At 30.2% G+C, this 13,739-nt stretch carries 10 protein-coding genes; 9 read left to right on the top strand and 1 reads right to left on the bottom strand.

Translation table 11 applies throughout. From position 1 onward, the window contains the following. Positions 1 to 11 precede the first annotated feature (11 nt). Genes prfB through BN854_RS02385 form a run of 4 tightly spaced genes read left to right on the top strand, consistent with a single transcriptional unit; the run spans position 12 to position 4,158 of the window. Positions 12 to 1,103, top strand: a complete 1,092-nt coding sequence (gene prfB, locus BN854_RS02370) for a peptide chain release factor 2 (RefSeq protein WP_026657130.1) — start codon at positions 12 to 14, stop codon at positions 1,101 to 1,103. Next, entirely contained in the window at positions 1,078 to 1,971 is an 894-nt protein-coding gene (locus BN854_RS02375) for a YitT family protein (protein ID WP_045959711.1), read from the top strand. The genes prfB and BN854_RS02375 overlap by 26 nt, the downstream gene beginning before the upstream one ends. 1 nt (position 1,972) lies before the next feature. Then, positions 1,973 to 3,448: a S41 family peptidase gene (locus BN854_RS02380; protein ID WP_026657143.1), complete on the top strand. Its 1,476-nt coding sequence runs from the start codon at positions 1,973 to 1,975 to the stop codon at positions 3,446 to 3,448. After that, positions 3,445 to 4,158, top strand: coding sequence for a regulatory protein RecX (locus tag BN854_RS02385; RefSeq protein WP_026657149.1), 714 nt, complete (start codon positions 3,445 to 3,447; stop codon positions 4,156 to 4,158). Before BN854_RS02380 ends, BN854_RS02385 begins: the two co-directional genes overlap by 4 nt. Here the strand turns inward: BN854_RS02385 and BN854_RS02390 are convergent. Beyond that, positions 4,155 to 4,970 carry a Cof-type HAD-IIB family hydrolase gene (locus BN854_RS02390; RefSeq protein WP_026657157.1) on the bottom strand — a complete coding sequence of 272 codons (816 nt, stop codon included), beginning with the start codon at positions 4,968 to 4,970 and terminating at the stop codon, positions 4,155 to 4,157. The genes BN854_RS02385 and BN854_RS02390 overlap by 4 nt on opposite strands. Positions 4,971 to 5,084: 114 nt before the next feature. Between BN854_RS02390 and BN854_RS02395 the strand changes: the two genes are divergently transcribed. The 5 genes from BN854_RS02395 to BN854_RS07845 all read left to right on the top strand — a co-directional run bounded on the left by BN854_RS02395 (position 5,085) and on the right by BN854_RS07845 (position 13,719). Beyond that, the gene (locus tag BN854_RS02395) at positions 5,085 to 5,870 is read left to right on the top strand and encodes a hypothetical protein (RefSeq protein ID WP_026657164.1); all 786 of its coding nucleotides are present in this window, start codon (positions 5,085 to 5,087) and stop codon (positions 5,868 to 5,870) included. Then, positions 5,845 to 7,917 (top strand): DNA translocase FtsK, encoded by a 2,073-nt coding sequence (locus BN854_RS02400; RefSeq protein ID WP_052693001.1) that lies wholly within the window; start codon positions 5,845 to 5,847, stop codon positions 7,915 to 7,917. Before BN854_RS02395 ends, BN854_RS02400 begins: the two co-directional genes overlap by 26 nt. 18 nt (positions 7,918 to 7,935) lie before the next feature. Then, the gene (gene ylqF, locus BN854_RS02405) at positions 7,936 to 8,799 is read left to right on the top strand and encodes a ribosome biogenesis GTPase YlqF (RefSeq protein WP_026657176.1); all 864 of its coding nucleotides are present in this window, start codon (positions 7,936 to 7,938) and stop codon (positions 8,797 to 8,799) included. Then, positions 8,768 to 9,385: a ribonuclease HII gene (gene rnhB, locus BN854_RS02410; RefSeq protein WP_026657184.1), complete on the top strand. Its 618-nt coding sequence runs from the start codon at positions 8,768 to 8,770 to the stop codon at positions 9,383 to 9,385. Before ylqF ends, rnhB begins: the two co-directional genes overlap by 32 nt. Before the next feature lie 77 nt (positions 9,386 to 9,462). Continuing rightward, positions 9,463 to 13,719, top strand: a complete 4,257-nt coding sequence (locus tag BN854_RS07845; RefSeq protein ID WP_026657191.1) for an SEL1-like repeat protein — start codon at positions 9,463 to 9,465, stop codon at positions 13,717 to 13,719. The last annotated feature ends 20 nt before the right edge of the window (positions 13,720 to 13,739 follow it).

Raw genomic sequence — 13,739 nt, forward strand, 5'->3', positions numbered from 1 at the left:
GGAGTTTTTAAATGGAACGTTATGAAATCAATAAAACTCTAGAACAGTTTGAAAAAAGTATCATTGATTTAGAAAAAGCAATTAATGTATCTGAAAAAAATATTGAACTAGAAGCCTTGAATAAGAAAATGCAAGAACCTAACTTCTGGAATGATTCAAAAGAAGCTAAAAAAACAACACAAGCTGCTAATAACATTGCAGAACAACTTAAAACATATCAAGAAATAAAAAAAGATTATGATAATATTGTTGATTGGTTTGAACTAAGTGAAGAACAAACAGAAGAATGGACTATTCTAGAAAAAGACATTGTTAAATTATCAAAAGCAATTAAAAATTTTGAAATTGAAGTATTGCTAAGTGATACCTATGATTTTAATAATGCTATTTTAGTATTACATCCAGGTGCAGGTGGTACTGAATCACAAGATTGGTGCGAAATGCTATTTAGAATGTACCAAAGATACGCACAAAAAAAGAAGTTTAAAGTTGAAATACTAGACTATCAAGCTGGTGAAGAAGCTGGAGTTAAAAGCGTTACTATGCTAATTAAAGGACCATTTGCATATGGATACTTAAAAGCAGAACGTGGGGTTCATAGATTAGTGAGAATATCACCTTTTGACTCTAATGCAAGAAGACATACTTCATTCGTTTCTTGCGATATTATGCCAGAAATTGATGAAACTGTTGATATAGACATAAAAGATGAAGACATTAAAGTAGATGTATATAGAAGTAGTGGTGCTGGTGGTCAGTCAGTTAATACAACGGACTCTGCAGTTAGAATTACTCATATACCAACAGGTATAGTTGTTACATGCCAAAATGAAAGAAGCCAAATTAAAAATAAAGAAACAGCATTATCAATTTTAAAATCTAAATTAGTTCAAGAAGAAATTAAACGAAAAGAAGAAGAATTACGAAGTATCAAAGGTGAACAAAAAGATATTGGTTGGGGTTCACAAATACGATCATACGTATTCCACCCTTATCAAATGGTTAAAGATCATAGAACAAACTTTGAAGTAGCTCAGATTGAACAAGTTATGGATGGAGAGATTGAAGGGTTTATCAATGAATATCTTAAAAAAAGTGAATGATAGACTAAAAGGTAAACATATAGAATGGACTCAAATAACTCTTGGGGTTATTTCTTTAGCCATAGGATTTTACTTCTTCTTATCACCAGAAGCGCTAGTTACAGGTGGAGTCTCTGGTATATCCATATTAGTTAGACCACTTAAACTCATGAGTGATGCATTATTTTTATTAATTATGAATGTCATTGCTTTACTTATTGGATGGGCATTTTTGGGAAAACAGTTCTTTATTAGAACAGCTTATTCTACACTACTTTATCCAGTGATTATCTTTATATTTGAGAAGACAAATATCTCACCCAACCTGATTATAAATCAAATAAGCGAAAATAATAGATTATTGATTGCTGCTTTATTTGGTGGTTTCTTTGTTGGTAGCGGTATTGGTCTTGTTATTAGACATAATGCCACAACTGGTGGTATGGATGTTTATCAAAAAATTATTAGCCAAAAATTTCATATTCCATTCTCATTTGTTTTATATTTTACAGATGGGATAGTCATTTTATTAGCTATGACAACAATTTCTTTTGAAGTAGGATTGTATGGACTAATATCTATGATAATAGCTGGAATCGTTATTGATAAGGTAGCCGTAATAGGAAAAAATAGTTACACAGTCTTTATCGTGACAAACGATCCTGAAGGACTGAAAAAGGTAATCTTTAGTAATTTAAAAAGAGGCTTAACTAAAGTGAGTGTGAGAGGTGGATTTACTGATGAAGAAAAATCAATGGTTATATGCACCTTATATAGACAACAATTATATATCTTAAAAAAAATTATTTCAGAAAATGACCAAAATGCATTTACATTTATTGTAAAAACAAATGAGGTTATTGGTGAAGGCTTTTGGAAGGGGAATTAAAATGAATGATGAAAATATAAAAATGAAAAATAGAATTATAGCGGTAGCAGCACTTGTTCTAATTCCTTTATTATTTGGATTAGGATACCTAGTAGGAACTATCTTTACAAAACCTGTACAATCTAATAGTCAAATTGAACGCCAATTACAACAAATTATTGAAAATGAAGCGATGTATGGAAAAACATATGAACAAGAAACAATTATGCATGCAAAATTACTAGGCATGGTTTCATTGCTGAATGATAGGTACGCTCAAATTACTTATGATGATGGAGATACGACAAGTTCTATAACAAGAAATCAAGCAGAAAATAGAAAAATTGGTATCACATTCCAATTTAATAGTTTAAACCAGTTACTTGTCATTTCAGTTGATCCTAATAGTGATTCACTAGGAAAAATTTTTCCAAATGATTTAATTATAGGAGTTTTTAGTAATCTTGAAAGACAATACTTTCAAGGAAAAACACAAGAAGAAGTAACTGCTTTATTAAAATCTAAACCAGGTATAGATTCAATCGATCTTATCATTCAAAGAGGTAATCAAATATTAACACCAATAACAATTTTATATAAAGAATTAAATACAGATAGTTCTAGTATAGTTTCATCTAAAAAAATTGATGATAATACAGTATATTTAAAATTAAAAGAATTTGATGAGACCGCTGGTGAATTATTCAAAAGAGAAATGATTCAAATTAATATAGATAATCCCACTAAATTAATTTTAGACTTAAGAGGTAATCCTGGTGGATATTTAAGTACTTTAGACAAAATTGTTCAGGAACTAGTACCTTTAAATAGCTCAAAGAATTTTGGAACTGTTTTCCAAGCAGTTCATACTAAAAGAAAAGAAGTAAGCAGTAAAATTACTGGTAATGGACGATTAACACCTAAAAATTACACTGACAATATAGTGGTTTTAGTAGACCAAAATACTGCATCAGCAGCTGAATCTTTAGCAAGTATTCTCAAAATTCAACTAGATGCTCAAATTGTTGGCAAAAAAACTTTTGGCAAAGATATTTATCAAGCAACTGTTAGAATAGGAACTTCTAATTATTATGTTAAATATACTGAAGGTAACTGGTTTTATGCTAATGAAGAAGGAAAATTTGTAACAATTGGACAAGAAAAAATATTAGACGAAGACACAGTCATCAATGATTTCTATTTAAATGATTTTCCAGTTTTAAATAGACATAAAGATATCAAAGTAACACTGGATACTTGGATAGATTTAAAAAATGAAAGATTATTTTTAGAATATCTTACAAATAGTAAAATAGAGTCCTTAGAAGAACTCAATAATCAAATTAAGGTGTTTTCAGATAAAAACAATATTTCATACGTAACTGATACATTTACTGTTAAACAAAGTGAAGCACTATTTAAAGAGTATATTAAAAGAGTATCAGATTTAGAAAACGATGCATATATTAAATATGCATTGGCACTTGAATTAAGATGAAAATAGAAAAAATATCAAAAAAAGGGAAAAACTATCAAGTAAAGTTAGAAGAAAATGAATTGATTCTAACTGAGGATACAATTCTCTTTTTTCGCTTAACTAAAGATAAAGAAGTATCTCATGAATTGATGGAAGAGATTATTAATAAAAATAATTATTACTTAATTTATCAAAAAACTTTAAATAAATTAAAAAACCCTAAATCAAGTTATGAACTTATTAAATTTTTAAGACAAAATGAAGTTAGTGAAAATAATATAGAAGAAATCATTTCAGAACTAAAAAACAAAAAATTAATCAATGATGAAAAGCTTATTAAAAATATCATAGAATATACAAATAAAAGTAGAAATCAGATCAAAAATAAACTCACTCAAAAAGGATTTAGTGAATCAGAGTATAACGAGTACCTTATGTTAAAAGATGATACTGATCAGTTAGAAAAAGAGTTTTTAAAACTAGTCAAAAAAAATCAAAAGCTATCAAGTGAAGTTGCAAGTAAAAAAATAACCCAAAGTTTATTAACTAAGGGTTATTCGTATAATAAAATTTCAGATGTAATGTCACAACTTGATAATTATATTTTTAGTGATGAAAAGATAAAACAAGATATTACTAAGTTTAGACAAAAGTATCAAGATGATGCTAAAGTAATTAAAAAATTACTATCATTAGGTTACACTTATGAAACAATTAAGAAGCATCTTTAAACATCAAGTTTAAAAAATTCTTGTAAATATTTAGCCACACCATCATCATGATTTGAAAAACTTGTTTTGTATTTAGTTAAACCTTTTACATCAACATGAGCATTTTCCATGATGATACCATATTCCGCATCAAGAAGCATTTCTATATCGTTTATACCATCACCAAACACCATAATTTGTTCTTTTGGAACACCATACATGCTAGCTAAAGTATTAATCGCTGAAGCTTTAGAAATATTTGGAACATAAAGTTCATATAAACTGTGCTTATAATCAGACCCCCATAATCTGTATTGAATTAAGTTTTTAAACTCAGATTCAATCATAGCCTCAAATTCTTCTTTATGATTAACATCAATAAGATAAACCATACCGGTTGGGGCAATATCTATTTGATCAAATTCTACTTGAGTAGTTGGGACACCATCACTTTGGAAGATTGCCTTTAAGTATTCTGAGTCTTTATAAGCATATACATGGCTATTATCACTAAAGAAAGCTGATATTAAATAGGGCTTAGTTTTTTGAAATAACTTATGAGAAACAGCTAAATCAATTCTTTGAATAATAGATTGAAATTTTGGATCTTTTGGATTTCTAATAGAGCCACCATTATCTGAAATAAGAGGTGTTTTAAGACCTAATTCTTCATGGAACATCGAACATGAATGATAAGGTCTTCCAGTTGCTATCACAGGAAAATGACCAATCTCTTCAAGCTTTTTAATTGTTTTTATGGTAGTATCTGATAATTTACTAAAGTCATTTAGTAAGGTCCCATCTAGGTCTAGGGCAATTAAGTATTTTTTCATAGTCTCACTCCTTAATCTATTATCGCATAAATATATATATTTGCCAAGAAAGAAAAAAACAACTTATATGATATACTAATAGTGTATAATAATTAGATAGAAAGGGATGGTTGTATGCTGTTTTTTAAAATATTAGGCTTAGAAGTAAATATAGGCATACTTATCACCTTTTTTGTAGGGATTGCTATGGGTATGGTTATTATGGTACTTTTATACCTTCTAGCAGTTTTAAAAGGTATTAGTAAAGGATTAAAACTAAGAAATACTGATGAGCAAGATATCGATGAAGAAGAAATAAAGTGGTTAATCAAAGACTGCCAAACTGAATTTCAAAACAAGAAAAACCGTGATTTAGAAGGTTTTGGCGCAATGCTTACTAGATTAGATAAACAACTTGCTAGAGATATCGCTACTAAATTTTATCCTAAATCAAAATATCCATTTTTAGAACTTTCTATTGATGAAACACTTGTATTAGTCACTTATATTAAAGAAAGAGTTGAACAACTTTTTGAATCTAGAATATTAAGACTTTTTAGAGGCATGACCTTAAGAAGAATTATGGAACTTAAAAATACTAAAGAAGTTGTAGAAAATAATGCAATTGTTAAAACAACTAAAAAATATAGTAAAATATCAAGTATCTTTTTTGCATCTTTAAACGCAGTTAACCCTGTTTATTGGATTAGAAAAGTTTTTTTAGATAAAGTTCTAGAGACTATTTTAGTTAAAATTGGATTAGCGGTCATTGGTATTACTGGTGAAGAAACATATAAAATATATAGTAAAAAAGTCTTTAAAGAAGAAAGAAATCTAGATAGCGATTTACAATCAATCTATGATGACTTAAACAAAACTGTCACGGAGGCTATGAATGAAGAAAAAAGATCAAAAAAATAATAGCATAAACACCAACTTTAAAATACCTCAAATACCTAAAATAGAAGGTATCAGAGGTGCTAAAAAATACGAGAAAACAAGATTTGTTTCACCACTTTTTGGCACAAGAGTTAAAGATGAGGTTGTAGCTCCTTTTGAAGTTAAGGTTGAAGGAGATAAAGTTAAAAAGTATGATGCCTTTAGAACAAAACCTAAAATGAATAATAAAGATAACTATTATGAATTTGATATCATAGACCAAAACACTAGAAGTGAAATATTTGGTGGAAAGACATATGATAAGCAAGATGTTTCTAAAAAAGAAGAAATTTTAGAAAAAAATGATCCTTTCAAAATTAAGCCTATTCAAATTAAAAAGGATGCAGAAGAAGAACAAAAACAACAAGCAAAAGTTGAAGATATTGATTGGCTTAAAAGTAGAAATGTTGCCACAAAAATTAAGCCTGACGAAGATGATTTAACTATCAAAGTATACGAAAGAAAAATAGAAAAAGAACCAGAATTTAAAGCATCTTTTGAAAGTTTTGATGATCAAACAAGTGAACATCAAAAAGAAGAAAAGGAAATACCTAGAGTTGTAAAACCACAACAAGAAATTAAGACACCTAAAACTTTTGATTCTAACAAAAAAGCATATATTTTGCCAAGCGTTTCAATGTTTAAAAAAGTTCAAAGAGATCAAAATAGTAAACCGCAATGGTTATTAGATCAAATTGAATTAATAGATCAAACCTTAATTAATCATGCAGTTGATGGACATGTTAACGGAAGTACAAAAGGACCTACTGTTACACGTTATGAAATCGCATTAGAACCAGGTGTTAATGTTAAAAGAGTTTTAGCGATACAAGATAACTTGATGATGAATCTAGCAGCAACCTCTATTCGTATAGAAGCGCCAATTCCAGGTAAACCCTATGTTGGAATTGAAGTTGCCAATAAAGAAGCTGAAATAGTTGCTTTTGGTAATGTAGTTGACCAAAAAGAATTCTTAGAAGATCATGATCATCCATTAAAAGTAGCTTTAGGAGTTGATATCGATGGGAAAAATATTTACATTGATATTGCAAAAATGCCTCATGGACTTATTGCTGGGGGAACTGGGTCAGGAAAGAGTGTCTCAGTTAACACAATTTTAGTCAGTTTATTACTTAAAAATACTCCAGAAAACTTAAAACTAATTTTAATTGACCCTAAGATGGTAGAACTAACACCATATAATGATTTACCGCACTTAATCACACCAGTTATTACAGACCCAAAAATGGCATCATCTGCTCTAAATTGGGCAGTTGAAGAAATGGAAAGAAGATATAAAGTCTTTGCTAGCAGTAGAAGTCGAGATATCAAAACATATAATGAAAATGTCCAAAGAGGTCTTACAACTGAAGGACATATGCCATATATGGTGATTATCATTGATGAGTTAGCAGACTTAATGATGGTAGCACCGCATGATGTAGAAGATGCAATTCAACGTTTAACTCAGAAAGCAAGAGCTGCAGGAATTCACTTATTAGTAGCTACTCAAAGACCAACAACGGATGTTGTAAAAGGAACTATTAAATCTAATATTCCAGCTAGAATTGCCTTTAAAGTGGCATCATTTGTAGACTCTACGACAATCTTAGATGGTGCTGGAGCTGAGACACTTCTTGGACGAGGTGACATGCTTTTAAAAGAAGCAGATAGACCAATTAGACTTCAAGGAGCATATATCCCAGATAGTGAAATATTTGAAGTAACAGATTTTATTAGAGCACAACAAGAACCATCTTATGTATTTAAACACGAAGACTTGAAAAGACAAGTTGAATTTAAAGAAACAGTAACAGACGATTTATTTAATGATGTTGCATTGTTTGTGGTAAGAGAACAAAACGCTTCTATTAATGCTATATGTAAAGAATTTAATATAGGATTTAATAGGGCACAAAAATTAGTAAGTTTACTAGAAGACTATCAAATTGTTTCAGTAGGGCAAGGAACAAAGGCAAGAGAAGTTTTAGTAACTGAATATGAATTAGAAGAAATACTTAATAAATAGTAAAGGTAGCTGATAAAAATGAAACAAATACAATGGTTCCCAGGACATATGTTTAAGTCCTTGCGCGAGATGAAAGAAAAACTAAAATTAATGGATATTGTATTTATTTTATTAGATGCGAGAATTCCTTATTCAAGTATGAATCCTAATGTATTAGAAATAGTAGGAATGAAACCTACACTTATCTTATTTAATAAAACTGATTTAGCAGATCCAAATAAAAATAAAGCATGGATTAAATATTATCAAGAACAAGGCTTTTATACATTAGATATTGATGCACAATCTGGGAAAAACGTAAATAAAATTTATGATAAAGCAAGCGAAATTTTAAAAGAAAAAATAGAAAGAGAAGAAAAAAGAGGACTTAAAAGAAGACCAATAAGAGCTATGATTATTGGTATTCCTAACGTTGGTAAATCTACTCTTATCAACCAAATGACCAAATCTAAAGCAACTAAAACAGGTAACACACCAGGTGTTACTAAGGCGCAACAATGGATTAAGGTTAATGAACAATTTGAACTTTTAGATACCCCAGGTGTACTATGGCCTAAGTTTGATTCTCTAGATGTAGGATTCGCTTTAGCTATAACAGGTGCAATTAAAGATAAAATATTACCTACTGATGATATCGTTAAATATGCGATTGATTACTTGAAAAAGTATTATCCAAATAGACTAAAAGAACGTTATGGTATTGATGCTTTAAACTTAGATTACGTAGAAATGCTTGATCAAATAGGTATTAAAAGAGGTGCAATCTTAAAAGCAAATGAAATAGATTATGATAGAGTATATACATTAATCTTAACGGATATAAGAAGTAAAAACTTAGGAGGTATAACTTTTGATACCTACAACAAACTTATATCTCTATGAGAATGAATACCATAATCTAGGCTATATTTATATTGCTGGAACAGATGAAGCAGGAAGAGGGCCACTTGCAGGACCAGTAGTAGCTTCAGCTGTCATTCTTAAAAAAGATGCTATTTTACCACTTGTTTATGATTCTAAAAAATTAACTGAAAAAATGAGACTAAAAGCATTAGAGCAAATCAAAGAAAATGCACTTGCAATTGAAACTGTTTTTATTGATCCAGAAAAAATAGACGAGATTAATATTTATCAAGCTTCAAAATTAGCAATGATACAAGCAATTGAAAAACTAGACCCAAAACCTAATTTTATCTTAACTGATGCTATGCCAATAGGCGATGAATACGAACACTTAAGTATTATAAAAGGGGACCAAAAGTCTATTTCTATTGCAGCTGCATCTATTGTTGCAAAAGTAACAAGAGATGAATATATGGAAAAAATGGCAATAAAGTATCCTGAATATGGATTTGAAACACACAAAGGTTATGGCACAAAAAAACATATTGAGGCAATTAAAAAATACGGTATTACACCTATTCATAGAAAAACTTACGAACCAATTAAAACATTGATTAAAAAATAACCTTAAAAGTGTAAATTAGGGTTATTTTTTTACCGAAATATAGTAAAATTAAAAAACACCAACTATAGGAGTAGAAAATGACAAATTACGAATTATATTTAAATAAAGATAAAGAAGCATTAGAAAAATTAGCTATAGATCATAATAGCAGTGAAGCCTATATATATCTAGGACTCATACATCATGACGGAAATGGAGTACCTTTAGATTTATATAAAGCCAAAGAATATTTTCAACAAAGTTATATGATAGATGAAAACCCTAAATCAATTTACTATATTGGATGGATGACAGAACTTGGAATAGGGGTTGAACCTAATTACAATCTTGCTAGTCAATATTATGAAAAAGCCTTTGAAGGATTATTAAAAGAAGCTGATAATGGTGATGCAGTTAGCCAATATATTATGAGTATTTATTTTGAAAATGGACTTGCAATGGTCGAAAAAAATTTAGAACTTGCTTATGAATATTGTGAGAAAGCAGCTCATAATAATTTCAGCATTGCACAAGTTGTTTTAGGTTATTATCATAGAGAAGGTATCTCAACAGAAAAAAATGATGATATTGCTTTTTACTGGTATGAAAAAGCAGCAGAACATAAAACTCCTGTAGCATTATATAATCTAGCTATGTGCTATCAATATGGCATGGGAACTGATGAAAACTTAAGCCAATCCTTTGAATTATTAAAAGATGCAGCAGCTAATAATCATATTAGTTCACAAGTAGAATTAGCAAGATTTTATTTTTACGGTATTGGCACAACAAAAGATACAAAATTAGGACTTTATTGGTATGAAAAAGCATCAGATGCTAATAATGTTTATGCATGCAATGCATTAGGCTATTTTTATGAAAATGGAATTGAAGTGGAACAAAACAGTGACTCAGCTTTCTATTGGTATGAAAGAGCTGCTCAGTATGGTTACCCACCAGCAGTGTTTAGTATAGCGTATTACTATGATTATGGAATTTCTGTTGCTGAAGATAAGGAAAAAGCTTTTAATTTTTATAAAGAGGCTGCAGAAAAAGAATATGCACCAGCACAATATAATTTAGCAGATTTTTATCGCAATGGAATTTTTGTAGAAAAAAATATGACAGAAGCAATTTATTGGTATGAAAAAGCAGCTGAAAAAGAATATACAAGAGCCTATATTGCACTAGGTTACATTTATGAAGAAGGAATTAGTGTTGAATCAGATTTACAAAAAGCTACTCATTATTACTACGAAGCTGCCACAAGAGAAGATGCTGCAGGTCAAGTCAACTTAGGGTATTGTTATGAAGTTGGAATGGGTGTTGAACAAAATTACGAACAAGCAGCTTACTGGTATGAAAAAGCAGCTGAAAAAGGACACCCTAGAGCTTTAAATAACTTAGGTTATTTATATGAAATAGGCTATGGTGTTGGGCAAAGTAACGTCAAAGCATTTGAATATTATGAACAAAGTGCTCATGCAGGATTTACTTTAGGAAAGTATAACTTAGGGATTGCTTATGAGTATGGATTGAATGGTGAAAAAAGCATGGAAAATGCTTTTTATTGGTACGAACAAGCGGCCAATGATAACTATATTCCAGCAGTTAATAGCTTAGCGTACTGTTATGAATATGGATATGGAATAGAAAAAAACGAAGAGCTAGCTTTTAAAAATTATGAAAGAGCAGCTAAAGAAGGCTATGTTGCCGCTAAAACTAATTTAGCAGATTGTTATCGCTATGGTGTATATGTTGAAAAAGACTTAGAACAAGCAGTTTATTGGTATGAACAAGCAGCAAACGATAACTCTGGTAGAGCTTGTTCAATCCTTGGTTATTTTTATTCAAATGGTATTTATTTTGAACAGGATCATAATAAAGCATTTGAATACTATACAAAAGGTGCAGAACTTGGATACACATACGCTCAATCGAATCTAGCTGCATGCTATTCTGATGGTGAAGGAACAGAAGTAGATGTAGAAAAGGCAATTTATTGGTATGAAAAAGCAATCGAACAAGGCAATGACACAGCTTATAATAACCTTGCGATTATATACGAACTAGGAAGACACAACGGAACACCAGATTTAGAAAAAGCATTAGTCTTGTTTAAAGAAGCTGCTAAATTAGGTGATCCTATAGCTAAAACTAATATAGGGGTTTTCTATGAATTTGGAAAAGGTGTTGAAATAGACTATGTTGAAGCACATAAATGGTACATAGAAGCAGCCGAAGCAGATGATGGAAAAGCACAATATAACCTAGGGCAACTCTATACTTATGGAAAAGGCGTTGAAATAGATTATGATAAAGCAATAGATTGGTATCTTGCTTCTGCAAATAACGGATATATATCAGCATATGTTAGTTTAGGATTTATGCATGATAGAGGTTATGGTGTTGAACAATCTCATGAAAAAGCCTATGATTTTTATAAAATAGCAGCTTTATTTGATAATGAAGTAGCGCAACATAACATTGGACATATGTATGATAAAGGAATAGTTGTAGAGCAAGATTACCAACAGGCACTTTATTGGTATGAGAAAGCAGCAGCCCAAAAGTATCCATCTTCTTTACTGAACATAGGCTTCCTTTATGAAGGCGGTTTAGGTGTCGATCAAGACTATGAAAAAGCCTATCATTATTATTTAGAAGCCTCAGAGTTGGGAGATCCAATTGCTCAAAGTAATTTAGCTTATTTATTTGAAGTAGGAAGATATGTAGAACAAGACTATGAAAAAGCCTTTTATTGGTATGAGCAAAGTGCTTTAAAAAACCACCCAAGAGCACAAAATGCTTTAGGTTATTTATATGAAAAAGGTTATGGAGTTACTAAAGATAAAGAAAAAGCCTTCATTTGGTATGAAAAAGCTGCTCGTAATGGTGATAGAATCGCTCAATACAATCTTGGACTATGTTATGAATATTCAAAAGGAGTTACTAAAGATTTTAAACAATCACTATACTGGTATGAACAATCTGCTCAAAAAGGATACCTTGATGCACAATATTCTCTAGGAGAAATATATGAAATAGGTCTTAATGTTAGAGAAGATATCAAACTAGCTTTTAAATGGTATAAAACAGCTGCTGACAATGGATTTGCAAAAGCCCAATACCATGTTGCATCTATGTATGAAAATAACCGAGGGGTATCTTTTGATCCAAATGAAGTAATTAGATATTATAAACTTTCATCTGATAATGGATATACAGATGCACAAAATCAATTAGGACTCTACTATGAATTAGGAAAATATGTAGAACAAAATATGGAAACTGCCTTTGCTCTATATGAAAAAGCAGCCCTTAACAACCATGGTGTTGCTCAATATAATTTAGCTTTATGTTATCATTATGGAAAAGCAGTAGAAAAAGATATTCAAAAAGCAATCAAATGGTATGAAAAAGCTGCAGACAACGGATATGTTGAAGCATCATTTGCCTTGGGTAAACTTTATGAATATGGTGAAGAAATTAAACAGGATTATATAAAAGCATTTGAAAATCACTTCCAAGCTGCAATTAATTATCATGCTGAAGCACAAAATAAAGTTGGTATTTTCTATGAACTTGGTAAAGGTGTTGAAAAGAATTTAGAACAAGCATTTACTTGGTACGAAAAATCAGCAACTAATTACTTTTCATATGCTCAGTATAATTTAGCGCTTTGCTATGAATACGGAAAAGGAACTGAAAAAAATCTAAAAGAAGCATTACATTGGTATCATAGAGCAGCTGATGCAGGGCATATGGATGCACAATATCAAGTAGCAACTATGTTTGAATATGGAGTAGAAACTGAACCTAATTTAGAAGAAGCACTAAAATACTATCTGAAAGCTTCCGAAAAAGGTCATGCTGAGGCACAAAATAAAGTTGGATTATTTTATGAATTAGGAATTACAGTAGAACCTAATTTAGAACAAGCATTTACTTGGTATGAAAAATCAGCTAATGAGGGATATACAGTTGCTCAATATAACCTAGCATTATGCTATGAATACGCAAAAGGAACTCCTAAAAACTTAGAACAAGCTTTAAAATGGTATGAACAAGCTGCTCATAATCAATATGCAGCATCTCAAAATAAACTAGGCTTATTCTATGAATTAGGAATAGCTGTTAATGAAAATATGGAAGAAGCATTCAAGTGGTATCAATTAGCAGCAAAAAATGGTGATGCAATCGCACAATATAATCTATCACTTTGCTATGAATATGCAAAAGGGACTACAAAAGATTTAAACCAAGCTTTAAAATGGCTAGAAGAAAGTGCTTCTAATAATTATGAAAATGCTATAAGTAAGTTAGAAGAATTCAAAAATAATCACTTAAAATAAAAACTACTTATATATAAGTA

Source organism: Alteracholeplasma palmae J233 (assembly GCF_000968055.1).
GTDB lineage: Bacteria > Bacillota_I > Bacilli_A > Acholeplasmatales > Acholeplasmataceae > Alteracholeplasma > Alteracholeplasma palmae.

What these genes read in the sequence shown, in the direction of transcription:
- BN854_RS07845 (WP_026657191.1), top strand. Translation starts at nt 9,463, where the DNA reads ATGACAAATTACGAATTATATTTAAATAAAGATAAAGAAGCATTAGAA.
- BN854_RS02375 (WP_045959711.1), top strand. Translation starts at nt 1,078, where the DNA reads ATGAATATCTTAAAAAAAGTGAATGATAGACTAAAAGGTAAACATATA.
- BN854_RS02395 (WP_026657164.1), top strand. Translation starts at nt 5,085, where the DNA reads ATGCTGTTTTTTAAAATATTAGGCTTAGAAGTAAATATAGGCATACTT.
- ylqF (WP_026657176.1), top strand. Translation starts at nt 7,936, where the DNA reads ATGAAACAAATACAATGGTTCCCAGGACATATGTTTAAGTCCTTGCGC.
- BN854_RS02390 (WP_026657157.1), bottom strand. Translation starts at nt 4,970, where the DNA reads ATGAAAAAATACTTAATTGCCCTAGACCTAGATGGGACCTTACTAAAT.
- BN854_RS02385 (WP_026657149.1), top strand. Translation starts at nt 3,445, where the DNA reads ATGAAAATAGAAAAAATATCAAAAAAAGGGAAAAACTATCAAGTAAAG.
- prfB (WP_026657130.1), top strand. Translation starts at nt 12, where the DNA reads ATGGAACGTTATGAAATCAATAAAACTCTAGAACAGTTTGAAAAAAGT.
- BN854_RS02380 (WP_026657143.1), top strand. Translation starts at nt 1,973, where the DNA reads ATGAATGATGAAAATATAAAAATGAAAAATAGAATTATAGCGGTAGCA.
- BN854_RS02400 (WP_052693001.1), top strand. Translation starts at nt 5,845, where the DNA reads ATGAAGAAAAAAGATCAAAAAAATAATAGCATAAACACCAACTTTAAA.